Origin of the sequence: Sphingobium lactosutens, assembly GCF_013393185.1 — a bacterium.
Lineage (GTDB): Bacteria > Pseudomonadota > Alphaproteobacteria > Sphingomonadales > Sphingomonadaceae > Sphingobium > Sphingobium lactosutens_A.
Map to the genome: position 1 here is coordinate 81,870 of NZ_QJQX01000083.1, position 24,689 is coordinate 106,558.

Annotated in this window: 19 protein-coding genes; 6 read left to right on the forward strand and 13 right to left on the reverse strand. The window is 63.1% G+C overall.

Annotated features, from left to right (window positions below; genetic code table 11):
• Nucleotides 1-17: 17 nt before the first annotated feature.
• The 3 genes from DM806_RS24705 to DM806_RS24715 are packed head-to-tail and all read left to right on the forward strand — an operon-like array spanning nucleotide 18 to nucleotide 3,284.
• On the forward strand, nucleotides 18-566 hold the full coding sequence (locus DM806_RS24705; protein ID WP_372859756.1) for a polysaccharide biosynthesis/export family protein: 549 nt from the start codon (nucleotides 18-20) through the stop codon (nucleotides 564-566).
• Between the two features lie 9 nt (nucleotides 567-575).
• Complete coding sequence (locus tag DM806_RS24710) at nucleotides 576-1,841, forward strand: outer membrane beta-barrel protein (protein WP_179045801.1); 1,266 nt, start codon at nucleotides 576-578, stop codon at nucleotides 1,839-1,841.
• A gap of 21 nt (nucleotides 1,842-1,862) precedes the next feature.
• Nucleotides 1,863-3,284 carry a pectate lyase family protein gene (locus tag DM806_RS24715; protein ID WP_256869483.1) on the forward strand — a complete coding sequence of 474 codons (1,422 nt, stop codon included), beginning with the start codon at nucleotides 1,863-1,865 and terminating at the stop codon, nucleotides 3,282-3,284.
• A gap of 54 nt (nucleotides 3,285-3,338) precedes the next feature.
• On the opposite strand, the gene DM806_RS24720 is transcribed toward DM806_RS24715, so the two are convergent.
• Entirely contained in the window at nucleotides 3,339-4,187 is an 849-nt protein-coding gene (locus DM806_RS24720; protein WP_179045802.1) for an ATP-binding protein, read from the reverse strand.
• A 166-nt stretch (nucleotides 4,188-4,353) separates the two neighbouring features.
• Here DM806_RS24720 and DM806_RS24725 point away from each other — a divergent pair, with 166 nt between their 5' ends.
• Complete coding sequence (locus DM806_RS24725; RefSeq protein WP_179045803.1) at nucleotides 4,354-5,964, forward strand: hypothetical protein; 1,611 nt, start codon at nucleotides 4,354-4,356, stop codon at nucleotides 5,962-5,964.
• On the opposite strand, the gene DM806_RS24730 is transcribed toward DM806_RS24725, so the two are convergent.
• From DM806_RS24730 to rfbF, 6 genes are read right to left on the reverse strand one after another with little or no spacing between them, the layout of a single operon-like run.
• Nucleotides 5,965-7,014 (reverse strand): glycosyltransferase family 2 protein, encoded by a 1,050-nt coding sequence (locus DM806_RS24730; RefSeq protein ID WP_218647645.1) that lies wholly within the window; start codon nucleotides 7,012-7,014, stop codon nucleotides 5,965-5,967.
• On the reverse strand, nucleotides 6,975-7,919 hold the full coding sequence (locus DM806_RS24735) for an NAD-dependent epimerase/dehydratase family protein (RefSeq protein ID WP_179045804.1): 945 nt from the start codon (nucleotides 7,917-7,919) through the stop codon (nucleotides 6,975-6,977). The genes DM806_RS24730 and DM806_RS24735 overlap by 40 nt, the downstream gene beginning before the upstream one ends.
• Before the next feature lie 17 nt (nucleotides 7,920-7,936).
• Nucleotides 7,937-9,157, reverse strand: a complete 1,221-nt coding sequence (locus tag DM806_RS24740; RefSeq protein WP_179045805.1) for a class I SAM-dependent methyltransferase — start codon at nucleotides 9,155-9,157, stop codon at nucleotides 7,937-7,939.
• 24 nt (nucleotides 9,158-9,181) lie between these two features.
• Nucleotides 9,182-10,393 carry a DegT/DnrJ/EryC1/StrS family aminotransferase gene (locus DM806_RS24745; RefSeq protein ID WP_179045806.1) on the reverse strand — a complete coding sequence of 404 codons (1,212 nt, stop codon included), beginning with the start codon at nucleotides 10,391-10,393 and terminating at the stop codon, nucleotides 9,182-9,184.
• Nucleotides 10,384-11,538, reverse strand: a complete 1,155-nt coding sequence (rfbG, locus tag DM806_RS24750) for a CDP-glucose 4,6-dehydratase (protein ID WP_179045807.1) — start codon at nucleotides 11,536-11,538, stop codon at nucleotides 10,384-10,386. Before rfbG ends, DM806_RS24745 begins: the two co-directional genes overlap by 10 nt.
• Entirely contained in the window at nucleotides 11,531-12,346 is an 816-nt protein-coding gene (gene rfbF, locus DM806_RS24755; RefSeq protein ID WP_179045808.1) for a glucose-1-phosphate cytidylyltransferase, read from the reverse strand. Before rfbF ends, rfbG begins: the two co-directional genes overlap by 8 nt.
• A 505-nt stretch (nucleotides 12,347-12,851) precedes the next feature.
• On the opposite strand from rfbF, the gene DM806_RS24760 reads away from it, so the two are divergent.
• Entirely contained in the window at nucleotides 12,852-13,421 is a 570-nt protein-coding gene (locus DM806_RS24760; protein ID WP_179045809.1) for an NUDIX domain-containing protein, read from the forward strand.
• Here the strand turns inward: DM806_RS24760 and glgX are convergent.
• The 6 genes from glgX to DM806_RS24790 all read right to left on the reverse strand — a co-directional run bounded on the left by glgX (nucleotide 13,402) and on the right by DM806_RS24790 (nucleotide 24,013).
• Complete coding sequence (gene glgX / locus DM806_RS24765; protein ID WP_179045810.1) at nucleotides 13,402-15,282, reverse strand: glycogen debranching protein GlgX; 1,881 nt, start codon at nucleotides 15,280-15,282, stop codon at nucleotides 13,402-13,404. The two genes, DM806_RS24760 and glgX, sit on opposite strands and share 20 nt — an antisense overlap.
• Nucleotides 15,279-16,727, reverse strand: a complete 1,449-nt coding sequence (gene glgA / locus DM806_RS24770; RefSeq protein ID WP_179045811.1) for a glycogen synthase GlgA — start codon at nucleotides 16,725-16,727, stop codon at nucleotides 15,279-15,281. The genes glgX and glgA overlap by 4 nt, the downstream gene beginning before the upstream one ends.
• Before the next feature lie 8 nt (nucleotides 16,728-16,735).
• Complete coding sequence (gene glgC / locus DM806_RS24775) at nucleotides 16,736-17,995, reverse strand: glucose-1-phosphate adenylyltransferase (protein WP_179045812.1); 1,260 nt, start codon at nucleotides 17,993-17,995, stop codon at nucleotides 16,736-16,738.
• Nucleotides 17,996-18,045: 50 nt separating this feature from the next.
• Nucleotides 18,046-20,205 carry a 1,4-alpha-glucan branching protein GlgB gene (glgB, locus tag DM806_RS24780; protein ID WP_179045813.1) on the reverse strand — a complete coding sequence of 720 codons (2,160 nt, stop codon included), beginning with the start codon at nucleotides 20,203-20,205 and terminating at the stop codon, nucleotides 18,046-18,048.
• 19 nt (nucleotides 20,206-20,224) lie between these two features.
• On the reverse strand, nucleotides 20,225-22,693 hold the full coding sequence (locus DM806_RS24785) for a glycogen/starch/alpha-glucan phosphorylase (protein ID WP_179045814.1): 2,469 nt from the start codon (nucleotides 22,691-22,693) through the stop codon (nucleotides 20,225-20,227).
• 108 nt (nucleotides 22,694-22,801) lie between these two features.
• Entirely contained in the window at nucleotides 22,802-24,013 is a 1,212-nt protein-coding gene (locus tag DM806_RS24790) for a serine hydrolase domain-containing protein (RefSeq protein ID WP_179045815.1), read from the reverse strand.
• A gap of 134 nt (nucleotides 24,014-24,147) precedes the next feature.
• On the opposite strand from DM806_RS24790, the gene DM806_RS24795 reads away from it, so the two are divergent.
• Complete coding sequence (locus tag DM806_RS24795) at nucleotides 24,148-24,660, forward strand: RNA polymerase sigma factor (RefSeq protein WP_179045816.1); 513 nt, start codon at nucleotides 24,148-24,150, stop codon at nucleotides 24,658-24,660.
• Nucleotides 24,661-24,689: the final 29 nt, after the last annotated feature.

The window sequence follows — 24,689 nt, forward strand, 5'->3', positions numbered from 1 at the left end:
AAGCTGGGGGAACTGCCGTGAATCGCCGCAATATGCTGATCGGCTTGATCGCGCTGCCCGTTGCGGGCTGCACGAATGCCTATTCCAACCTTCCTGTCGCCAACGCCGCCGCGACGGATCACTATACGCTCGGACCCGGGGATTCCGTTAAGATTGCGGTCTATGGGTTCGACATGATGGCCGGCAGCTATCTGGTGAGCGACGCCGGAACCATTTCGTTGCCCATGCTGAGCACTGTCGAAGTCGCGGGCAAGTCCGCGCCGGAGCTGGAAGCGTCGCTTGCGGCCCTGCTGCGCGCCAAGGATCTTGCTCCCAATGCCAATGTCAGCGTGCAGGTCGACAAATATCGTCCCTTCTACATATTGGGCGAAGTGCAGAAGCCCGGCCAATATGACTATGTGCCCGGTATGACGCTGCTGACCGCAGTCTCCATAGCGGGCGGCTATACTTTCCGCGCCAACAAGCAGATGGCGGCCGTCAACCGACAGCGGGGCAAGGCAAAGCTCGATCCGGACTCGCCAGTGCTGCCCGGCGACACTATCACCATCCCCGAAGCCTGGTTCTGAGCGCGCGCCGTGACGAGCTTTCGATCCGCCGTGGCAGGCGGCGCAGCGCTGGCGGCCCTCTGGGCGCCATCGCTGGCGATCATCACCCTATTCGGCGCCAGCGCCGGCTATGCCCAGGATGCGCGTCGGGGCGCCTCTCCACGCGATCTGCCGCGTCCAGGCTATGACCGACAACCGATACGCGTGGGACCGACGGAAGTCCGGATCGACCTCGACATGTCCGCGCTCTATGACACCAACGTCTATGCGACGTCGCGGGATGCGAGCGACGATGTGGCGATCTATGCCGAACCCAAGGTCCAGATCGATCTGCGCGGCGCCAACACGCAAATCCATGGCGAAGCCTATGCCGAAGCACGCCGTTTCGTCGACACGACGCGGGAAAACGCGACCAGCTTCGGCGGAGCGCTGTCGGCACAATTGAACCCCGGCAAGGCACATAATCTGTCGACCGAAATACGGTATGACCGCGCGATCGAAAGCCGCGCCGATCCCGAAGCACGCGCCAGCATTCTGCTGCGCCCGCGCAAGATCGACATTTTTGCCGGGGAGGTGAATTATGGTTTCCGCGGTAGCCGGATTGGCCTCGACCTGACGGGAGGCGTCCAGAAATCAGACTATCTCGATCCGAATGAGGGGGATCGCGATTTCACCATGTTCCGCGGATCGGCGCGCGTCACATGGCGGCCGGCCGCGCCCGTCGCCCTGTTCACCGAAGCCTATATCAATCGCCGCAACTTCCGCACTGCCGTCGACGTCAGCGGCTTCAACCGCGATGCGTCGACCTATGGCGTCCTGGCCGGCGTCAGCCGGGAGATCAGCGGGCGCCTCACCGGCCGGCTGGGCGCCGGCATTTTCCGCTTCGATCCGGATGACAAGCAGATCGCTTCCTATTCCGGCCTTGGCTTCAACGGCGACATCACCTGGACCCCGCGTCCGCGCACGATGATGACGGCGCAATTCTTTCGCGGCGACGTGGCGACCGCACGGATCGGATCGACCGGCCGCACCGATACACGCATCGCCTGGAATTTGCAGCAGGAGGTTCGCCACAACCTCCTTCTCTACGGTCGTGCCGGATGGACCAGGACGCGATATCGCGGCGTCGGCTCCGACAAGTTGAACACCATCACGGTGGGTGCGGAAGTCGAGTATCTCATCAGTCGCAGGCTCTCGTTCTTCACGGGCGTCGACTATTCAAACCGGTCCTCCGACGACCCCCTGAGGGAATTTTCCCGCGCGCGTTTCCAAGCGGGTGTTCGCACAAGATTTTGAATCGGGATGGAAAAATCCACCATGACAATCCATGTTCGTAATCCGTCCGTCTCCCGGTCCAGCCTCGCAGGTCTGGCCGGGGTTCCTCTCCTTGCCCTTACCGTGGCCATCGCCTCCTGCAGCATGACCGCCGCCTGCCGGGAAGAGCCTGCCAAGCCCTTCGTCGTCCGCCCGCTTCAGCCCGTCGAGCCCGACAAGCGGACCAGCTTTCCCGGCGCGGAAGGCTATGGCCGCTTCGCCCGCGGCGGCAGGGACGGGCGGATCATTCCCGTGACAACCCTGGCGGACGATGGCGACGGCTCGCTGCGCGCCTGCATCGATGCGGAAGGACCGCGCGTGTGCGTATTCCGCGTGGCGGGCGTCATCCGCTATATGCGCGAACGCCCGATCATCCGGCATCCCTATCTGACCATCGCCGGAGAGACGGCTCCGGGCGACGGTATATTATTGACCCATGCAGGCGGCAAGACAGCCTTCACGCCGCTGGTCATCAAGAATACGCATGACGTCGTCGTCCGCCACATTCGCGTGCGAACCGATCGGCGCGGCGAACAGCGGGGTTCCAACAGCGGTTTCATCATTGAAAACAGCGACAATGTCATCCTCGACCATGTCAGTTCCTCCTGGGCGCTGGACGAAAATGTAGGCGGCTATGCGCAAAATGACGCCATCACCATTTCCTGGTCGATCTTTGCCGAAGGCGTCCCGCGCCACGACAAATGCGCTCTGCTATCCAGTGACCCCAGGGGACCGCAACGGCTGAGTTTCATCCGCAATCTCTGCGCGCACAATGGCGATCGCAACCCCGACGTCAATGTGCCGCCCGGCTCCTGCGTCGATGTGCTCAACAATGTGATGTACAATGCCAGCTCGCAGTTCACGGAGGTCTGGGAAAGCTATGGCGGCGCCCGCGTGAACATCGTGGGCAATTATTACAAGCAGGGACCGAGCACGGCGGGACGCTCCTATGCGATCGACCGCCCTCTCGTCGGTTCGACCGGCAAGGCGCAGATCTACCAGACTGGCAATGTCATCGACGGAGACCGTGTCACCATCGCGCCGATCGCCGAAGAGGCGATGGTAAAGACGCCTGTCTGTCCGATCGAAGGCCAGGTCATGAGCGCGCGCCAGGCCTATGGGCGCGTTCTCGCCGGCGCGGGAACCTTCCCCCGCGACGCCGTGGACAGCCGGGTCGTGCAGGAAGTGGAAACGCGAACCGGCGCGATCGGCCGGGACAATCGCGTGCTGCCCTATCTGCGCGAAGGTGCCCCCTATGCGGACAAGGATGAAGACGGCATGTCGGACGAGTGGGAACTCCGCCACGGCCTCGACCCGAAGCGCAACGACGCATGGGAAGACAAGGACGGCAATGGCTGGACCAATTTCGAGGAATTCCTCAATTACGCCCACGAGATGCGGCTTGCCGGGCAGACGATGCGCTAAACGCGAATAACCTTATATTGATCTGAACCGTCATGGCGAGCGCCGCGATGCCGGTCAGCCGCTACTCAGCTCCATCACAAGATCCTCGACCTCCGATCCCGAACCATAGCGATCCATGATCGCCAGCATGCCATTTTCCTGCATCTGAAACAGCGTTCCGCGATGATCCGCCGCGCCATGCGTCCGCACGACCAGCAACCATGCGCCCGGCCCACTCATATAGGCGATCGCATTGCCGACGGCCCGGCGCAGCACCTCCGGCTCGAAATAATGGCGGTTCAGCAGATTGGCAGCCCGCACAAGATCGAAACGGCCGATCAGGGCGGCGCTCCGCCGCGTGATATCGTCCTCCAGCCACTGGAAGGCATGATTCTCCCGCAACCGCGGGCTGATGAGCGCAACCTCTGTTCCCTGCCCGGCCACCGCCTGGGCAATGGCGGGCTTGCGCAACTGCCCCTCCACCAGCTTGCGGACGAGGTGCATGCCCGTCCAGCGATCCAGCCGTCGCGCCCATGGACGCACGGCGCGCCCCATCACCTCATACTGCAAAACATGACCATTGGGTTCGACCAGCGCTTGGCAGCCAAAGGGAAGCGGGACGAGCCGCGCCCGCACCGACCGGTCCGTGCCGGTCATCTGCACCTCATGCCCGGTCGCACGGAGCCTCTCCAGCAGTTCGAGCGTCGTGACCCCGGATGAAATGCCCAGATCCAGCACCGCGTGAATTGGGCTATCATACCGTGCCAGCGTTTCGATCAGCGCCGCATCGATCGCCGTCAGGCGCGACGGTTCTGTTCGCTTGAACGTATTGTTCGCGGTCTTGAGCAGCCCGAAGAAGCGCGCCTCATCGCGCGCGCTGATACGATCCGGAGCGACGGAAAAGAAGGAACTGGCGCAATGCACGGCGGTAAGGCCTCCCTTGCGGCGCCGACCTGGCTGGCCGCGCCTACAGCGGGTCTAGCATTGCTGCGCAGGATGATGGTGAGGACCATGGAGGTACCTCTCCTGCCCACAGCCTCCCCCCTGCCGGTCTGGGTTATTCAGATTGTCGAACGGCGGGATGACAGACATGACGGCAATCGACATTCGTTCACGCATTGAAGTTCCGGGGGAAAGCGAACGGACCCACATCGGTCGCCACGTCGTGCACGGCGCTGTCGCGGCGCTCATACTGTGCCTGCTCGCCTTGTTCGGGCGGATCATGACCTATCCCCTCCAGCATGATGAGCAATTCTACGTGTCCGCGGGCGTGCTGCTCGATCGATATTCGCTCTATCCCGATCTGGGCTTCAGCCATTTGCCGAATGTCGCGCTGCTCTTCTCGGGTGCATTCGCTGTGCTGGGCGACGGCCATTATCTCCTGGTCGGCCGCCTGATCGTCTTTGCGTCCTGGATCGCGACGATCACCGCCTTGCTGATGATCGCGCGCGACTATGCGCGCAGCATGCTGGTCGGCGGGCTGATGGTCGGTTTCCTGCTGCTCAACCCCATGTTCCTCAATGCGACGGGCATGGCGGCGACCAACAATTTCCTGCCCATACCCTTCGCCCTGTTCGGCCTCTATCTGTTTCTGCGCGCTGCCGATGCAGAGCAAATGTCATCGATGCTTGCTCTGGCGAGCGGCTTCCTGCTTGCCGTCGCCGCCGGCTTCAAGATCAACTATGCCCTGCTGGTGATGCCGGTCGGGCTGGCGGCGCTGCTGGCGCCGCCAGCCATGCCCCTGGCGGAGAGGCTGCGGCGGATCGCCCTGCCGATGCTGGTCGGCGGCGTGATCGGGGGGCTGCCGACGATCCTCTATGCCATGAGCGACATCAGGGGCTTCATCGTCCATGTCATCGATTTTCAGCGTGGACCGCAGCTCGGCTATTGGGCGGCGCATAGCGACCCGGCCGATCCCAAGGTGATCGGCATGGCGGACAAGCTGCTGCTGGCGCACCGGCTTTGGCTGTCCGGCGTCACGATGCTGATGATCGTCACCCTGCTGTCCTTCGTCGCGATCGCGATTACCCGACGGTCCGCCTTCATGCGCTGGCCGGTCATGCTGGTGGCGGCCATTTGCGCACTGGGCGCGCTGCTCGCTTTCGTTCCGACGCCGTCCTTTCCACAATATTTCACGCCCGCGCTGCCCTTCCTCGCCATATTGGCGGGGCTGTTGTTCGGCACCTTCGATCAGGAGGGTCGCAGGCTCGCGCAACCGCTCATGGCGGCCGTCCTGCTGCTCACCGTCATCACCGGCGCGCCGCTGCTGCTGCCTTCGCTTACAGGTCTGGCCAAGCCGGCCGGCTGGACCGGCCTGCGGGTTGCGCGCGACGGTGCCGCCATCGCCGCCATCGTGCGCGAAAGCCGGTTCGCAGGCCGGCCGATTGCAACGCTGTCCCCGCTCCATGCCCTGGAAGGTGGAATACCCATCTATCCGCATTTCGCGCTGGGGCCGTTCGTCTATCGCGCGGCTCCGTGGGTCCGTGAAGATCAGCGCCGCTATTTCGCGCACTTCGTGACGGCCGACGATATCCCCGTCCTGCTGAACAGCCGGCCGCCCGCAGCGATCCTGACAGGTATCGAAGGCAATGCGGACGCAGCACTCGACCGCTTCGCGCAGGCGAAAGGCTATCGTGCAATTCCCATGTCACTGAAGAAAACGGAAAATGGGGAGGCGGTTCGCCTCTATCTTCCCAGATGATCAGGCCTGCATACGCCGATCGCGACGTCGGCCCGGATGAGGAAAGGCGCCATTTTCTATTGTTGCGGGAGGCGCAGCGCAGTTGAGTTCTGTCTCCACGATCGGCGCGATCGATCCCTTCACCTGAAGGAATATACGTCCGAGATATTCGCCGATGATGCCAAGGAAAATGGCGTTGAGCGTAATGCCCATCAAGATCAGCATCGTGGTGGTCGCAAAGCCCGCCGGCCATTGTTGGCCAAACACCAGCCGCCCGGCAAGATAGCCAAGCGTCAGCACGAAAGTGCAGGTGCCGACCGCCAGCCCGGTCATTGATGCGATACGCAACGGAACGAGCGAATGGTTGAGCAGGCCATCGAGCGCCAGGCTAACCATCTTGCTGAACGGGAATTTGCTCTCACCCGCCTGCCGCGCTTCCCGGTCGTAGGGAAAGCCGACCTGAGAGAAGCCCATCGCGCTGATCAGGCCACGCAGATAGGGCGTTGCGTCATCCACCTTGCGCAGCTCCGCCAGGACACAGGCGTCCACCAGCCGGAACTCACCTGCGTTGACCGGCAGTTCGTCCTCGCTCAGCGCGTTGAGACCCGCATAAAAACCACGCCGCAGGCTGGCGACCACTGGCCCGTCGGGCAACTTGCGGCGCACGCCATAGACGACCTGGTGGCCCTGTCGCCACATGTCCAGCATTTGCGGGATCAGTCGAGGCGGGTCCTGGAGATCGCAGTCGATCTGGATCGCACAATCCCCCCGGGCACGCTGATAGGCGACCAGCAGAGATCGCTGATAGCCATTATTACGCGAAAAACGCACCACGCGCACGCGCGGGTCCGCCGCAGCGATGGCCTTGAGCTTCGGGAAGGTCGCGTCGGTCGAATGATTGTCGGTGAAGATCAGTTCGAGCGCATGGCCCGGCAGCGTATCAAACACAGCCGCAATCTCCCGATAGGCGCGCTCTACGGTCGCTTCCTCGTTGAAGGCCGGAACGACCACGGAGACCAGTGTCATATCGGTCACGCTGCGACCTGCGCCCGCATCTGCTCGACCATGCATCTTACGCCCTCCTCGAAGATTGTCGTTGCAGTCCAACCCAGCAATTCCGTCGCGCGGCTGGGGTCTCCTCCGACCACATCTGGCTGCGATGGCATGCGCGCATCCGCTGGATATTGGATCAGCGTCGTCGAGGTCGACGTGGCGGCGGCGACGATGTCGGCCATGGCACGCACGCTCAGCAGGCGTCCCGTACAGAGATTGACGATCGTCCCGCCGGAAAGGCTGCTAGCGGCAAGCACGCGCAGTCCCGCAACGCAATCCTGCACGGCCAGCATATCGCGCATGCTGTCGGGGGATCGCAGTTCGCTGACCTCGCCATTCAGGCAGCGCCGCATCAGCCATGGTAGCAAAAACGCCTCCGATTGGCCGATACCATAGGTCAGCGCCAATCGCGCCGTCAGCACCGGAAAATGCAATTGCGGCTGAATTGCTGAGACATAATGGGCGCCTGCCGTTAGCGCCAGCGTATAGGAATTTCGCGGTTCCTCGCGTGCATCTTCAGACTGGCGGCCGATGGCACTCCCATATTCAGCGAGGGAGCCGGTGCGAACCAGGACGCGCAATCTATCGATCCGCGATGCGGCGGACAATAATATGAGGAGATTATGGAGATCGCCAGTCAGCGAAGGCCATTCACATGAAGACGACATCCGGGCGTTGCGCCCTGTGTCGGTCGCAAGATGATAGAGAATGGTCGGTCGCACCTGCTTCAGGCACTGTTCCACCGCAACGGCGTCGGATAGTTCGACGCGATGTACGACGGCGCCGTTCAACATCCTTTCCGACCTGAGCTGGTGCCGCGGGCGAACGAGGATATGCACCTCGTCGCCCGCGGCTATATGCTCGGCGGCAAGGTAGGAGCCGATAAAGCCTCCGCCTCCGGTTACGAGCACATGTTCAGCCATATTTTACGTCCCTGCAATCAGCTGACGAGCATGGGCTGCGGCAACGGCACTAGGAACCGGCCACCCCGTGCCACGAAGTCGGATTGCTGTTCGCGGATTTCGTCGAAGAAATTCCAGGCCAGCACCATCAATATGTCGGGACTTTCCGACTCGATCGCCTCGGGCGACCGCACGGGAATTTTCATGCCCGGCGAAAAAAGTCCCTGTTTCAGGGGATTCCGGTCGACCAGAAAATCCAGCTCGTTCGGCCCGATGCCGAAATAGTTGAGCAGCGTATTGCCCTTCGCCGGTGCGCCATAGCCGGCGATCTTCATGCCATCCGCCTTGAGTTCGCTCAGCATGTCGAGCAACTGGATGCGAATCGCCTCGATCCGGGCAGCGAAATGCTGATAGGTTTCCGGCTCCAGCATGCCCGCTTCGCGCTCCTCGCGCAGCATGGTGTGCACTTCCTCGCTTGGTACGGCGAGGCCCTTTGGACGGAAGAAGACGCGCATCGACCCGCCATGGATCGGCAGGCGATGCACATCCACCAGTTCCAGATCGAAGAAGGCGCCCAGCTTCTGCAACGACAACAGGCTGAATTCGGACACATGCTCCTGATAGACCGTGTCGAATTCATTGCGTTCCAGCAACTCCTTCGCCCAGGGCACTTCGACGACAAAATGACCATCGTCGGCCAGCAACCGGGTCACGCCCTCCATGAAATTATGGAGGTCGCCAATGTGGTTGAAGGTATTGGTCGTGACGATCACCTGTGCCGGGCCATGGGCGTCGCGCACCTCCAGCGCCGTGTCGGGATCGAAATAGGCGACATGCACCTGCACGCCCCGTTCTTCGGCGATGTCCGCCAGATTGGCGGCGGGGTCTATTCCCAGCGTGCGCTGGCCACGTGCCTTGCAGGCCGTCAGCAACAGTCCGTCATTGCAGCCGATGTCCACAACCAGGCCGCCATCGGCCGCCTCTCCCAAGACGTCCGCCAGCTTGTCGAAATGATGGTGCATCGTCGTCGCGCTCGACGGGACGTAGAGATAGTGGCGAAAGAAGTCGGCCGGAATCTGGTCGGCGATCTCGATCAGCCCGCAGTTCAGGCAGACTTCGGTGTTGAGCGAAAAGGCAGGCTGGCTATCGCCATGCTCCTCCGGCCGAACGAACATGTTGGCCGGCGGATGCTGTCCCATCGGCAGAAAAAGATAGGGATTGGGCGCCAGGCAGGCGCGACAATGCTGAAGACGTTCCATTAAATTCTCCCTTTTGACGACGTGTCAGGCCGCGTGCCATGTCGGCGCCGCGTGATGGTCCGCAAACTCGCGGAAACGATCGTGGATATGGTCGATCTGGGCGTCGCTCAGCCCGTGATGGCAGGCGATCAATATGCCCCCGCGCGTGACCGCATCGGCGACCGGATAGCCATCATCCCCGACATGCGTCCTGATCTGCGCCATGGCCGGTTGCCGCAAGATATTGCCGGTAAAGACGACACGCGTCTGGATGTCGGCCTGCTCCAGCCAGATTTGCAGATCGCGCCGGCTGAAAGGCGCGTTCGGACGAACCGTCAGCGGGAAGGCGAGCCAGCCCGTACGGGCTTCGGGCAACTGGCGCGGCAGGATGAACCAGTCCTCATATTGCGAGAAGAAACTCAGGTGCCGGGCGAAATTATATTCCCGCAGGCTGATGTTCGTATCCAGCTTGTCGAGCTGGACCAGGCCGAAAGCCGCACCCATTTCGGAAGGCTCCATATTATAGCCCAGTTCCTCGAACAGGAATTTGGCATCATAGGGAATGTCGCCCAGCGTGACGTCGAAGCGGCGCTCTATCGCTTCCGAATCGACGAAGATCGACGATGAACGCCCCCAGGACCGCAGCAGCAGGGCGCGGCGATCCCATGCCTCGTCATTTACGCACAACATGCCGCCATTACCGGCTGCGTTGATGACATGGGAGCCGTAGAAGCTGGTGGTGCTGATGTGCGATCGCAAGCCGGTCGGCCGCCCGCGCAATGTCGCACCGAGCGTATCCGCGCTGTCCTCGACCAGGATGAGATTATGCCATTCGGCAATTTCGCGAAGCCGGTCCCAGTCCGGCAGGTTCCCGATCAGCGACGGGATCATCATTGCCCGCGTGCGCGAGCTGATCATCGACTCGAGAAGATCCTCATCGATATTATAGGTACCTTCCCGCACATCGACGAAGGCCGGTACCAGACCATGGCGAACGATCGGCGCTACCGTCGTGGCAAAGGTCAGCGCGGGCGTGATGACCTCGCTGCCGGCCGGCAGGCGGAGCAGCTCGATCGCAAGGTAATTGGCCGAGGAGCCGGAATTGACCATGATCCCGTGCCGCTTTGCAAAGAGCGCGGCAACCCGTGCCTCCATCTCGCGAACATGGGCGCCCATCTGGGTCGATCCGCGCAGGACGGAAACGACCGCGTCGATCTCCTCTTGTCCATGGACGCTCTGGCCATAGTTCACGCGCATGCGGCGACCTCCCGAAAGACCGGATCGAATTGCGGCAATGCGGCAGGGCGCACGCCCAGCACGTAGCGGGCAATCTGCCGCTCGCTGAGGAGGCGCAGGTCGCATCGCGCAGAAAGCGCAGCCCGGTACCATTCGACCGTCATGGCGACGGCATCCGCCAGGCTGAGGCGCGGTCGCCAGCCAAGCTGTTCGCGCGCCTTGCCGCTGTCGAGCCGAAGGATCGCCGCCTCGGGCGGGGACTGCCCCGGATCGCCGAAAACGAAGCTTGGAGCGCCCCGTCCCCAGGCGCTTTCCACCATCCCGGCCAGCGTCGCGACATCCACGGTCGCCTCCGCATCGGGACCGAAATTCCACGCGCCGCCAACGCTGCGATCCCCCTCGATCAGTCGCGCCGCCAGCATCAGATAACCGGCAAGCGGTTCCAGCACATGCTGCCAGGGCCGCACGCTGGCGGGATTGCGGACCTGCACCGGCTTGCCGGCTTCCACGGCGCGGATGATGTCGGGCACCAGCCGATCGACGCTCCAGTCGCCGCCGCCAAAGACATTCCCTGCCCGCACCGATGCCAGCACCGGGCTGTCCGCCTCCCCGAAGAAGGACCGGCGATAGGCTTCGACCACCAGTTCGGCGCACCCCTTGGACGCGCTATAGGGATCGCTGCCACCCAGCCGATCGGCTTCGCGATAACCCCAGGACCAGCCCTGATTGTCATAGCATTTGTCGCTCGTCACGACGATCACGCCCTTGAGCGAACGAAAGCGGCGGGCGGCGTCGAGAACGACCGCCGTCCCGACTACATTGGTCTGGAACGTCTCGATCGGGGAAACATAGGATGGCCGCACCAGCGCCTGGGCGGCCATATGAATGACGAGATCGGCGTCGACATCCTCGACCGTCTTCGCAAAGGCAGCCTCATCGCGAATATCGCATAGACGATGATCCACCAGGCCATCGACGCCGATCGCCTTGAACAAGCTGGGTCCGCGGTCGCACGGGGGTAGTGCGACCGCGGTAGTGTCGGCGCCCAGCCGCCGGAGCCACAACGCCAGCCAGCCGCCCTTGAACCCGGTATGCCCGGTCAAGAGTATGCGGCGACCTGCCAGCGCGCGGCTCAGCCGCTCTTCGTCGAACCGCTGATCAGGCATCAGCGCTTGCCCTTTCATATGCGGTAGCGACGGGCCGTGCTTTGGTCGGAAGCCACGGCGGAGAGGCGGCTGCACATAGCTGGTTCAGATGATCGCGATCGCGGATCGTGTCCATCGGATGCCAGAAGCCGGTATGCTTGTACGCGAACAGCTCGCCATCGGCCGCAAGCCGCGCCAGCGGCGCCTGCTCCAGCGGCTCTTCGTCGCCACTCAGATAATCGAGCACGCCCGGTTCGAAGATGAAGAAGCCGCCGTTGATCCAGGTCTCATGCTTGCGGACCTTCTCGGTGAACTCCACGACGCGGCCGCCATCCAGTTCCAGATTGCCGAAGCGCGCCGGCGGCTGCACCGCCGTCACGGTCGCCAGTCCGCCATGGGAGCGGTGGAATTCCAGCGCCTTCCCGATGTCCACATCGCCGACGCCATCGGAATAAGTCACCATGAACGTGTCGTTTTCCAACCATTCGCGCAGTCGCAACAGGCGTCCGCCCGTCATGGTCAGTTCACCTGTATCGACCACCGAAATGTTCCAGTCGACCGACCGACATTGCTTCAAGTCGATATGGCCGTTGCCGACCTGAACGGTGAAGTCGTTGTTCATGAAATGAAGGTCATGGAAGAACTTCTTCATCAACATCATCTTGTAGCCGCACGCCACGACGAAGTCGGTGAAGCCATGCTGGGCGTAGATATCCATGACATGCAGGATGATCGGCTTGCCGCCGACCTCGACCATCGGCTTGGGAACGTGAACCGTTTCTTCCGCCAGGCGCGATCCCAATCCGCCGGCCAACAGCACGATTTTCATGATGATGCTCCCTGCCCTAGACGTCATCCGTCTCGTCACGACAGTAAGCGAGGTTGGGTGAGAAGCGATTTGGGCAGAGGAGTTACCGCGTCGCTCAAGCGGAGTATGCTGGGCGGATTAAAGGGAGCGTTTGCAGGCCATGCCAATGCTCCGGCGCAACGAAATCCGGTTCGATTTCGCCGACATGTCCTCCCACCGGCCCGCCGCCTTGCTACCGCCTGTCGTGATTCCGATCGAACTATCCGATGCAGCGTCAAGGAAATGAGGATGTTGGCCGACAATGGCCTTTTGGACGATGAGTGCCCTAACCCTTTGGGTCATGGCGGCAGTCTCCAAATGTCATGGCCTTGTCCGAGTGACCAGGAGGATCGATGCCTGCATTTCCCTCCCGCAAGGCAGGTCAATCATGCCCTTCCATCCCATTGCCATTGGGAGCAATTCAGCCGCCGCCTTGGCGTTTGCAGCCGACTGCCCTAACCTTCAGGCATATTCACGGGGAGTGCCCATGACGAAAATCCTATCGACCCATCTTATCTATGAAGACTGGCTGAACCTGCGCATGGCGCATGTCCAGGCCGACAGCGGCGATGAATTTGAGCGTCATATCGTGGAGATGCGTCCAGCCATCTCGGTACTGCCCTATGATCCTGCACGACGCGTCGCGCTCACCGTCTCGATGCCGCGCGCGCCCGTAACCCAGGCGGGCCTGCCCGACATGATGGAGGCGATCGCCGGGCTGATCGACGAGGATGCGGAAAGCTGCACCCGGCGCGAGGCGCTGGAGGAGGCTGGCGTGCGGCTGGGCGACCTCACCCATGTCGGCCAGATCTGGAGCATCCCCAGCGTCGTCACCGAGAAGATCGACTATTATCTCGCCGAATATCGCGAAGAGGACAGGATCGAGGAAGGCGGCGGCCATCCCGACGAGCAGGAGAATATTACCGTCTACGAATTGTCGCTCGACGCGCTCTGGACGATGATGGCACGCAAGGAACTGGCCGACGGCAAGCTGGCGATATTGCTCATGGCGTTACGGCTGCGACGGCCGGACCTGTTCAGCGTGCCGGTGGACTGACCGCTATGCTGCGGGCGGCGACCGTGACGGCGCCGTCCGACAGGTGGAAGGCGCAGTCCTCAATACTGCCGTTGATGCAGATGGCGAGGCCGGTCGCACGATAAAGCAGCACCAGCCGGCGACGATGCGGGTCTTCCCACTGAGCCACCGTCAACGACTGGCCTGCCTCATCCAGCCAGTCCACATCCGCATCGGTCAGCAAGGCGACATCGCGCAATGCGGGCGTTCCTGTCCGTAGCGCCGCCAGCGCGAAGGCATGCGCCTCCAATTCCCCGTCGCGCGCCGCCCAGTCGATCCAGCCGATTACATTGTCCTGCGCATAGGCGTTATTGTTGCCCTGCTGGCTGCGGCCGAACTCGTCGCCGGCGGTCAGCATGATCGTCCCGCGCGACAGGAAGAGCGTGGCGAGCAGAGCCTTCACGTCCCGCCGCCGCGCCGCTGCAATCGCCGGATCGTCGCTCGGCCCCTCGGCGCCATTGTTCCAGCTGAAATTCTCGCCATGGCCGTCGCGATTCTGCTCGCCATTGGCTTCATTGTGCCGCGTTTCATAGGCGGTGAGATCAGCGAGGGTAAAGCCGTCATGCGCGGCGAGAAAGTTGACGGTCCGGGTCGCCGTGCCATCGAAAATATCCGACGATCCGGCCAGCCGCGTCGCAAGCGCGCCCAGCGTTCCGGCATCGCCGCGCCAGAAACGACGCACATCATCGCGATAGCGGTCGTTCCATTCGAGCCAGCCGTCGCCGAACCGCCCAAGCTGATAGCCGCCCGGACCGATATCCCATGGCTCGGCGATCATCACCCGGTCGGCGAGAATCGGATCGGCGCGCATTTCCTCCAGCAGGGGCGCACGCGAATCGAAACCATGCGGCATCCGACCCAGCGCCGGGCCAAGATCGAAGCGAAACCCGTCCACGCCCGCCTGCGTCACGAAATATCTGAGCGAATCGAGGATCAGCCGCCGCACGACCGGTGCGTTGCAGGCGATGCTGTTGCCGGTGCCGGTATCGTTGATCAGCCGCCCGTCGGCCTCATGCCGGAAATAGCCCCGCGCATCGAGACCGCGCAGGGACAGGGTCGGCCCCAGCCGGTCGCTTTCGCCATCATGATTATAGACCATGTCAAGGATGACGCCGATCCCCGCTTCATGCAGCGCCGCCACCGTCGCGCGCAGTTCGGCCATGCCACCCGGCGCCAGCCGTGGATCGATCGCGAACCAGTTGACCGGATTATAGCCCCAATAATTGGTCAGCCCCAGCGGCCCCAGATGCCGCTCGTCGATCCACGCGTTGATCGGCATCACCTCCACGGCCGACACATGCAGCGCCTGCAAATGCGCGATGACCGCCGGATGGGCGAGCGCGGCGATAGTGCCGCGCTGCGCCTCCGGCACGTCGGGATGCAGTTTGGTGAAGCCACGCACATGGAGTTCGTAGATCAGGCCACCGGGCGTGAAGCGAAGCGGCTGGACTGCCAGCGGAGGCAGCGGCGCTTCGACCACCCCCCTGGGCATCAGAGGCGCGGTATCGCCGCCCTGCCCGCGCGGCGCGGCCAAGGCAGGATCATAGGCAAAGGCCCGATCGATCGCAGTGGCGTAGGGATCGAGCAACAGCTTGCCGGGATCGAACCAGAGGCCCGCGTCGGGATCATATGGGCCATCGGCGCGATAGCCGTAGCGCACGCCTGCACCGACGCCGCCTGCCTCAACCTGCCAAAGCCCGTCGGCGTCCCGCTGCATCGGCAAGCGCGTTTCCCGTTCCGCCTCATCGAACAGGCAGAGCCAGAGCCGTTCCGCATCGGGTGCCCAGACCGAAAAACGGGCGCCCGCGCCGGTAAGCAGCGGTGCGCCCGGCCCGTCGCTCACGCCGCCTCTGCGAGCAGCGCGCGATAAAGCGCGGCGTAGCGGGTCGCGCTATGATGCCAGGACACGTCGGACCGCATCGCCGCGCGCTGCATCGCCTGCCACACGGCCCTGTCTCGATGCAGTTCCACCACCCGCGCGATCGCGCCATGCAGCGCCAGCGGATCGGACGCGGCGAACATGACTCCCGTCGCTACGCCAGCGCTCACCGCCGCCTCATTGGCGTCGATCACCGTGTCGGCCAGTCCACCGACCCGCGCCACCACCGGCAGGCAACCATAGCGCAGCCCGTAAAGCTGGGTCAGGCCGCACGGCTCGAAGCGCGAGGGGATCAGGATCGCGTCGCCGCCCGCCTGCATCAGGTGCGACAGCGGTTCGTCATAGCCGATCTGGACGCCCACCCGGCCGCGATGCCGATCGGCCGCACCCAGGAACGCGCCCTCCAGCGGATGATCCCCCGATCCCAGCAAGGCAAGCTTCGCCCCCAGCCCGACCAGATGGTCGATCGCCGCGATCATCAGGTCCATGCCCTTCTGCCAGGTCAGGCGGCTGACGATGATGAAGATTGGTCCATCATCCCGGTCCAGCCCGAACTTCTTTTCCAGCGCGCGGCGGTTGGCGGTACGCCCTGACAGAGTGCGCGCGCCATAGGGCTTGGCGATCAGCGGATCGGCCGACGGGTTCCAGATATCGGTGTCGACCCCGTTCAAGATACCATGTAGCCGTTCGACACGTCCGTTGATCAGGCCGTCCAGTCCCATGCCATGGACGGGCGAACGGATTTCCTGCGCATAGGTCGGGCTGACCGTCGTGATCGCGTCGGCGGACACGAGGCCCGCCTTCAAATAGCCGATCCCGCCATAATATTCGACGCCATCGACGCCCCACGCTTCCGGTGGCAAACCCAGGCCCGCGAAGACATCCGCGCCGAACCGCCCCTGAAAGGCGAGATTATGGATGGTCACGACCTTGGGCACCGCCGCAGCCGGACCGAAACGCATGTAGGCGGCCGTCATCGCCGCCTGCCAGTCATGGACATGGACGATATCGGGCCGCCACCCTTTTAGCGTGCCTTCGGCAATGTCCGCCCCGACGCGCGACAGGGCCGCGAAACGGCGCCAATTGTCACCCCAGTCATTGCCGCCATGATCGCCATAGGGGCCACCTTCGCGCGCGAAAAAGGCCGGCGCGTCCAGCACCAGCAGGTCCAGCCCCTCGACCTTGGCGGAAAGGACAGCTGCGGGGACGCCGAACAGATCGTCATAGCGACGCACCGCCTTCGCCTTGCCCAGCCGCGACAGGACGGATGGATAGCCGGGCACCAGCGTCCGGCTCGATATCCCTTCCTCCACCAGCGCGCCGGGCAGCGCGCCGACCACGTCGGCCAGCCCACCGGTCTTGATCAGCGGATAGATTTCGGAGGCAACCGACAGAAGCTTCATCGTCATCCTTGCGCTTAGGCCGCCAGCCGGTCGAGCATCGTCTGGGTGACGAGGCACACGCCGCTGTCGGTCCGGCGGAAACGCTGCGCGTCATATTCGGGATTTTCGCCGATAATGAGGCCTGAGGGAATGATGATCCCCGAATCCACCACGCATTTGTGCAGCCGCGCCCCGCGCCCGATCTCGCAGTCGGGCATGATGATGCTTTCCGTGACGGACGAGAAGCTGTGCGTTCGCACCCCCGAAAAGAGCAGGCTGCGATGCAGCGAGGAACCCGACACGATGCAGCCGCCCGCCACCAGCGAAGAAGTGGCCGAGCCGCGCCGGCCATCCTCATTATGGACGAACTTGGCGGGCGGCGTGACTTCCGAATAGGTCCAGAGCGGCCAGCTGCGGTCGTAAAGATCGAGCGACGGCACCACGTCGGTCAGGTCGATATTGGCCTGCCAATAGGCATCGATCGTGCCGACGTCCCGCCAATAGGGCACCAGTTCGCTTTCCGCACGCACGCAGCTGCTCGAAAAGCGATGCGCCACGGCTTTGCCATGCTTGACGATGTAGGGGATGATATCGCCGCCGAAATCGCGCTTGCTGTCCTTCTCGTCCGCGTCGCGCAGCAATTGTTCGATCAGGAAGCGGGTGCGGAAGACGTAGATGCCCATCGACGCCAGCGCCATATCGGGCTGGCCGGGAATGGCGGGCGGGTTCTTGGGTTTTTCTACGAAGTCGGTGATGATGTCCTGTTCGTCGACATGCATGACGCCAAAGCCGACGGCTTCCTTGCGCGGCACTTCCAGACAGCCGACGGTGACGTCCGCACCACTGTCGACATGCTGCTGGAGCATCAGCTCATAGTCCATCTTGTAGACATGGTCGCCCGCCAGGATGACCATATATTCGGGCGCATAGCTTTCGATGATGTCGATATTCTGGAACACCGCGTCGGCCGTGCCCTCATACCATTGGCTTTCAGAGATACGCTGGCTCGCGGGCAGGATGTCGAAACTCTCGTTACGTTCGGGGCGCAGGAAATTCCAGCCGCGCTGCAAGTGCCGGATCAGCGAGTGGGCCTTGTACTGCGTAGCAACCCCAATGCGACGGATGCCGCTGTTGAGCGCGTTGGAGAGCGCAAAGTCGATGATCCGCGCCTTGCCGCCGAAATGGACCGCTGGCTTGGCCCGGCGGTCGGTCAGTTCCGCAAGTCGACTGCCGCGTCCCCCCGCCAGCACATAGGCCATGGCATCACGCGCGATCGGCTGATATTTTGTCTGCATTGGGCCTCTCCCTGTCTGCCCGCTCGTCGCCTGCACGCGCCCGTCGGTATTCAATAATCCAGCTCCAGCATCAAGGTTGCGAAGGGTGGGATGGTGATGTTCGCCCAGCCTTCCTCGTCCGCCTTGACCATGCCCAGATTACCGGCCCCGCTGCCGCCATAATCCAGCGCATCGCTGTTCACTATTTCACGCCACTGCCCGCCCGACGGCAAGCGCATCCGATAGGCATGGCGCAGCACCGGCGTGAAATGGCTGATGACGACGATCGGCATGGCGCCGGGTGCGCGACGTACCCAGGCGAAGATCGAATCCGCCGCTGCGTCCACCAGCACCCATTCGAACCCCTCCGCCTCGCAATCCCGGGCATGAAGCGCAGGCCGATCCCGATAGAGGCGATTAAGTTCGCAAAGCAGCTTCTGCACGCCACGATGCGGCGCATGATCGAGCAGATGCCAGTCGAGCGCACGGTCTTCGTTCCATTCGGCGCGCTGCGCGAATTCCTGCCCCATGAACAGCAGCTTCTTGCCCGGATAGCCCCACATCAGGCCGTAATAGGCGCGCAGGGTCGCGAATTTCTGCCAATCGTCGCCCGCCATCTTATGCAGTAGCGACGCCTTGCCGTGCACCACTTCGTCATGGCTCAGCGCCAGCACGAAATTCTCCGTAAAGGCGTAGAGCAGGCCGAAAGTAATGTCGTCATGATGATGGACGCGGTGCACCGGATCGCGCTGCAAATAGCGCAGCGTGTCGTGCATGAAGCCCATATTCCATTTGAAGCCGAAGCCGAGGCCACCGCTGTGCGCGGGCTGTGACACGCCCGGCCAACTGGTGGATTCCTCCGCGATCGTCATGACGCCGGGATGCGCGCCGTAGAGCGCCTTGTTCATCTGCTGGAGGAAGTCGACCGCCTCCACATTCTCCCGCCCGCCATGGTCGTTGGGGATCCACTCCCCCGCCTTGCGCGAATAATCGAGGTAGAGCATTGACGCGACCGCATCGACCCGCAGGCCGTCGACATGATAGCGCTCCGCCCAGAACAGTGCGTTGTTGACCAGAAACTGCGCCACCTCGCGCCGCCCGAAATTATAGATGGCGGTGTTCCAGTCCGGATGGAAGCCCTTGCGCGGGTCGGCATGTTCGTAGAGCGCGGTGCCGTCGAACTGCGCCAGCCCATGCTCGTCGGTCGGAAAATGCGCCGGCACCCAGTCGAGGATGACGCCGATCCCGGCCTGATGCGCGCCGTCGACGAAGCGCGCGAAGCCGGCCGGATCGCCGAAACGCGCGGTGGGCGCATAGAGGCCCAGCGTCTGATAGCCCCAGCTCGGATCATAGGGATATTCGCTGATCGGCAGGAACTCGATATGGGTGAAGCCCAGACCCACGACATAGGGGATCAGCCGTTTCGCCAGTTCGTCCCAGTCCAAGAACTGACCATGTTCGTCCCGCTGCCATGACCCGGCATGGACTTCGTAGATCGATATAGGTTCGCGGCGCGGATCGGCCTTCGCCCAATGTTCGGCATGACGCGCATCGCCCCACACATGATCGAGCGGTGCGGCGACGATCGAAGCGGTCGAGGGGCGCAGTTCCGCAGCGAAGGCGAAGGGGTCGGACTTGAGCGGCAACACCACACCGTCCGCGCCGACAATCTCATATTTATAACGGCTGCCCGCTCCCACTTCGGGCAGGAAGATTTCCCACACGCCCGCATCCGCCCGATGCCGCATCGCACCGCGCCGGCCATCCCAGCGGTTGAAGTCGCCCACCACCGACACGCGCTGCGCATTGGGCGCCCAGACCGCAAAATGGGTGCCGGTCACGCCTTCATGGCTGATAATATGCGCACCCAGCTTGTCGAACAGCCGGGCATGCGATCCTTCCGCCAGGAAATAATCGTCCATCGGTCCCAGCACCGGGCCGAAGCCATAGGGATCGACCAACGCATAGTCGCCGCCATCGGCATAATGGGCAACGTAGCGCAGCGGCTGACGCTTGCGTACCGACACCTTGCCGAAGAACAGCCCGTCGGGATGGATGCGCTCCAATGTGCCGACCGGCTTGCCTGCCAATGTCTGCGCGCTGACGCCGACCGCTTCGGGCAGCATCACGCACGCGGTAAACCCCTTCTCCGCAAGATGGACGCCGAGCGTGGCAAAGGGATCATCCTCGCGGCCCTGAACTAGCCGGTCGATCTGCTCCGGCGTCAGCACGCGCCGTTTCTAGCCTCGTTCATGCACCCATCTTCCAGATATCTTTCGCATATTCTCTTATGGTGCGATCCGACGAGAACCACCCCATGCGCGCGACATTGTGGATAGCCTTCTTCGCCCAGAGCGCCTGATCCTCCCAGACCCGGTCGACCTCCCGTTGGGCAGCGGAATAGCTGTCGAAATCGGCCGTGAGCATGAACCAGTCATGGTCGTAAATGCCCTGGATCAGATCTCGGTAGCGATCCGGATCGTCGGGCGAGAAGACACCACCGGCAATGGCGTCCAGCGCCTGGCAGAGTTCGCGGCTTTGCCCGATCACGTCGCGCGGCACATAGCCGTTGGCGCGGCGCTCGTTCACCTCCTGCGCGGTCAGGCCAAAGATGATGATATTGTCTTCGCCCACATGGTCGCGCATCTCGACATTGGCGCCGTCGAGCGTGCCGATGGTCAGCGCGCCATTGACCGCGAACTTCATGTTGCCGGTGCCCGACGCTTCCATGCCGGCAGTCGAAATCTGCTCGCTGAGGTCGGCGGCGGGAATCATCATTTCCGCCATCGAGACATTGTAGTTGGGCACGAACTGGACCTTCAACAGCCCCTGCACCGCCGGGTCGTGATTGATCGCGCGGGCGACGTCGTTCGCCAGTTTGATGATCAGCTTGGCATTATGATAGCTGGGCGCGGCCTTGCCGCCGAACAGCTTGACGCGCGGCACCCAGTTCTTTTCGGGATGCGAGCGTATCTGGTCGTAGAGCGACACCGCTTCCACGATGTTGAGCAACTGCCGCTTATATTCATGGATGCGCTTGATCTGGATGTCGAACAGCGCGGACGGGTCTATCCGCGCATTGAAGCGTTTGCGCAGCAGGTTCGCCAGCGCCACCTTGTTCGCGCGCTTCACGCCCAGGAATTTCTCCTGGAACGCGCTGTCGTCAGCAAAACGGTCAAGGTCGCGCAGCGCCTCCGCATCATCCATGAACCGGTCGCCGATCGCCTCGCGGATCAGTTCGAACAGGCCATGGTTGCACTGCATCAGCCAGCGGCGGAAAGTGACGCCATTGGTCTTGTTGTTGATCCGCGCCGGGTAGAGTTTGTGCAGGTCGGCAAACACCGTAACCTTCATCAGGTCGGTATGCAGCGCCGACACGCCATTGACGCTGTGCGATCCGGCAAAGGCCAGATTGCCCATGCGCACCCGCCGTCCGCCATGCTCGTCGATCAGGGAAATCGCCCCGATCGCGCCGTCGTCAAACTGTCCGGATTTGCGAGCCTCCGCCAGCAGGCGGCTGTTCACCGCATAGACGATCTGCATGTGCCGGGGCAGCAGACGCTCGAACAGCGGCACCGGCCAGCTTTCCAGCGCCTCGGGCAGCAAGGTGTGGTTGGTATAGCTGAAGGTGCGCCGGGTGATGTCCCACGCCTCGTCGAAATCCAGCCCATGATCATCGAGCAGGATGCGCATCAGTTCCGCGACCGCCACCGCCGGATGGGTGTCGTTCAGCTGGATCGCCGCCTTGTCCGGCAGGGTCTTGATGCTGCCGAAATATTGGATGTGCCGCCGGACGATGTCCTGCAACGACGCGGAGGAGAAGAAATATTCCTGCCGCAAACGCAGTTCCTGACCGGCGGGTGAGCTGTCCGCCGGATAGAGGACGCGGGTCAGCGCCTCGGCCCGGTTGCTTTCCGCCAGCGCGCCCAGATGGTCGCCGGCATTGAACTTGTCGAGCAGGATCGGATCGATCGGCTGCGCTTCCCACAGGCGCAGCGTGTTGACCCGCTTGCCCCGCCAGCCCGCGATCGGCGTGTCATAGGGGGTCGCGATCACCCGTTCGCCTGGCTTCCAGAGCATCTGGTGCGGTCCGGCTTCCTCGCCCTCGGCCGGATCGACACGCCCGCCAAAGCCGACCTCATAGCTTGCCTCGCGCCGCTCGAATTCCCAGGGATTGCCATGCGCCAGCCAGTTTTCCGGCAATTCCACCTGCCAGCCGTCGCTGATCTCCTGCCGGAACATGCCGTTCACATAGCGGATGCCATAGCCATAGGCAGGCACATCGACCGTCGCCATGCTCTCCATGAAGCAGGCCGCCAGCCGCCCCAGGCCGCCATTGCCCAGCGCCGCATCCGGCTCGAGCGCGGCGATCAGGTCAAGGTCGACGCCCAGCGAGTCCAGCGCCGCCTGCAAATCGTCCAGCATCTCCAGATTGGACGCCGCATCGCGCATCAGCCGGCCGATCAGGAATTCCAGGCTCAGATAATAGACCCGCCGGCCCTGTTCCTCATAGGTCTTCTGCGTGGACGCGATCCATGCATCGATCACCCGGTCGCGAATTTCGAGGATCACCGCATGCAACCAGTCGTGCGGCTTGGCCGCGGCGGCATTCTTGCCTATGCGATAGGTGAGGCGCTCGACAATCTCCTGCGCCAACACTTCCGGGTCCACCTGCCTCGGCGCGGGCTGAGGAAGTCTGGTCTGGCCTTGGAGAGTCATCGCGCGGTCCCCCTCTTGAGTCACCGCGGATGATGGCACAGCCTCATAGCCCGCGCCATGGCCATTTTGCGGCGCAGCAATAATGGCCGGAGGCGCAATTCGATCCCGTCAGCCGCGCCGTGTCTGGACGATCGCGTCGGCCACGCCCTGCCGCAATTGCGCCCGCACTGGATAGGCGCTGGACGGCAGCAACTGGGTCATGAAGATGCCGATCAGCCGCTCGACCGGGTCGATCCAGAAATAGGTCGAAAACACCCCGCCCCAATAATATTCGCCGCCCGCCAGCCCCATGGCGAAACCAAGGCCGAAGCCCACGCCCTGATAGTCCGCCTCGCTGAACATGCCGCTCGACATAGTGGACAGGTCGCCCCCGCCCGGCAGCTGGTTGCTGCGCATCTGTTCGACCGTCTCCGGTCTCAGCAGCCTTGCTCCATCCAGTTCGCCGCCGCGCAGCAGCATCCGCGCAAAGCGGTGATAGTCCGCCGCACAGGACACAAGGCCGCCGCCACCCGACAGAAAACGCTCCCGCCGCCAGCCGCTGCGCGCGCCATGGTCGCCCACCGTGCGAACGCCGTCCGCCCCCAGCCGCCATGCGTCGGTCATGCGATCCGCCTTGTCGGCCAATAGCAGAAACCCCGTATCGGCCATCCCCAGCGGGCCGAAAATACGCTCCCGGAAGACCGTCTCCAGATCGAGTCCCGTCAACCGCTCGACAACCACGCCCAGCACATCGGTCGACACCGAATAATTCCATCGCTCGCCCGGCGAAAATTCTAGCGGCAATGTGGCGAGATCGGCGATGAACTGGTCGGAGGTCCGCTTCTGCTGGAACTCGTCCAGCCCCAGCTTGCGATAGCGCGCGTCGATCGGCGTCTGGCGTTGCAGGCCGTAGGTCAGGCCCGACGTATGACGCAACAGATCGATCATCTGCATCGCCCGCTTCGGCCGCGCGCGATTGGCCCGCCCGACTCGCAGGTAGGCAAATTCGGGGATCACGTCCGTCACCGGCGTATCCAGCGCCACCTTGCCCTGCTCCACCAGCATCATGAACGCAACCGACGTCACGGGCTTGGTCATCGACGCAATGCGGTAAAGCGCATCATCGCGCAGCGGATCGCCCTTCGCCCGCGCTTCGCCGCGCACGACCGACAGCAGCGGGACCTCGTCGCGCGACAGCAGCAATTGCATGTGTGGCAGCTTGCCCGACGTAACATAAGTCCGGTCCAGAAAATCGACCAGCGCCTCCAGCCGGTCCGGGTCCATCCCCGCCGCCTGCGCCGCCGCCCTATCCAGTCCTTCAACGGCCAGACCTTCGATCATGCGCGCACTGCTCCTGTTGTTTCACCCGCGCTAGAGCAGCGCTGCGCGCAGGTAAACAGCTTGCCGATTGCCAAGACCCCTTCCTCCCCTCTATGGCAACCCGCCTGATCGCCACGCATTGGACAAAGACAGGCATGGCCACCGGCCTTTCCGCGATATTCATGGCAAATCGTCCCGCCCTGCTGCGCTTTCTGCGCGCGCGCGGCGCGGGCGACGATGCCGAGGATCTTTTGCAGGACATGTGGATGAAGCTGGAGGCCAAGGATCTTGGCCCGGTCAGCGACCCCTTGCCCTATCTCTATCGCATGGCCAACAACCTCATGCTCGACCGCTACCGTTCGGCCACCCGGCGCGAGCGGCGGGAACAGGACTGGGCGGAAGGCGCAGGCGGTGTCATGGCCGATCCGACCGAGGATATCGCGATCGACGATCGCATGATCCTGAACCAGAAGCTGGACGAAGCGCGCGCCGTGCTGCGCGACCTTGGCCCGCGCGTCGAGATGGTGTTCCGCCGCTTCCGCATCGAGGGCGTCGGGCAGAAGGTGATCGCCGCCGAATTGGGCGTCAGCCTGACCACCGTCGAAAAGGATCTGCAAAAGGCATATCGCGCAATGCTGGCGCTCAAGCAGAAAATGGATACGGAATGATCGGGTCGGCGGCGTCAAGCTCTGCAAGG

Bases quoted from the DNA above. Each gene is read 5' to 3' on its own strand.
- DM806_RS24745 (WP_179045806.1), bottom strand. From the start codon at position 10,393: ATGCGCGTGAACTATGGCCAGAGCGTCCATGGACAAGAGGAGATCGAC.
- DM806_RS24760 (WP_179045809.1), top strand. From the start codon at position 12,852: ATGACGAAAATCCTATCGACCCATCTTATCTATGAAGACTGGCTGAAC.
- glgA (WP_179045811.1), bottom strand. From the start codon at position 16,727: ATGACGATGAAGCTTCTGTCGGTTGCCTCCGAAATCTATCCGCTGATC.
- rfbF (WP_179045808.1), bottom strand. From the start codon at position 12,346: ATGAAAATCGTGCTGTTGGCCGGCGGATTGGGATCGCGCCTGGCGGAA.
- DM806_RS24715 (WP_256869483.1), top strand. From the start codon at position 1,863: ATGACAATCCATGTTCGTAATCCGTCCGTCTCCCGGTCCAGCCTCGCA.
- DM806_RS24725 (WP_179045803.1), top strand. From the start codon at position 4,354: ATGACGGCAATCGACATTCGTTCACGCATTGAAGTTCCGGGGGAAAGC.
- DM806_RS24795 (WP_179045816.1), top strand. From the start codon at position 24,148: ATGGCCACCGGCCTTTCCGCGATATTCATGGCAAATCGTCCCGCCCTG.
- glgC (WP_179045812.1), bottom strand. From the start codon at position 17,995: ATGCAGACAAAATATCAGCCGATCGCGCGTGATGCCATGGCCTATGTG.
- DM806_RS24790 (WP_179045815.1), bottom strand. From the start codon at position 24,013: ATGATCGAAGGTCTGGCCGTTGAAGGACTGGATAGGGCGGCGGCGCAG.
- DM806_RS24785 (WP_179045814.1), bottom strand. From the start codon at position 22,693: ATGACTCTCCAAGGCCAGACCAGACTTCCTCAGCCCGCGCCGAGGCAG.
- rfbG (WP_179045807.1), bottom strand. From the start codon at position 11,538: ATGCCTGATCAGCGGTTCGACGAAGAGCGGCTGAGCCGCGCGCTGGCA.
- DM806_RS24730 (WP_218647645.1), bottom strand. From the start codon at position 7,014: ATGCATGGTCGAGCAGATGCGGGCGCAGGTCGCAGCGTGACCGATATG.
- DM806_RS24735 (WP_179045804.1), bottom strand. From the start codon at position 7,919: ATGGCTGAACATGTGCTCGTAACCGGAGGCGGAGGCTTTATCGGCTCC.
- DM806_RS24740 (WP_179045805.1), bottom strand. From the start codon at position 9,157: ATGGAACGTCTTCAGCATTGTCGCGCCTGCCTGGCGCCCAATCCCTAT.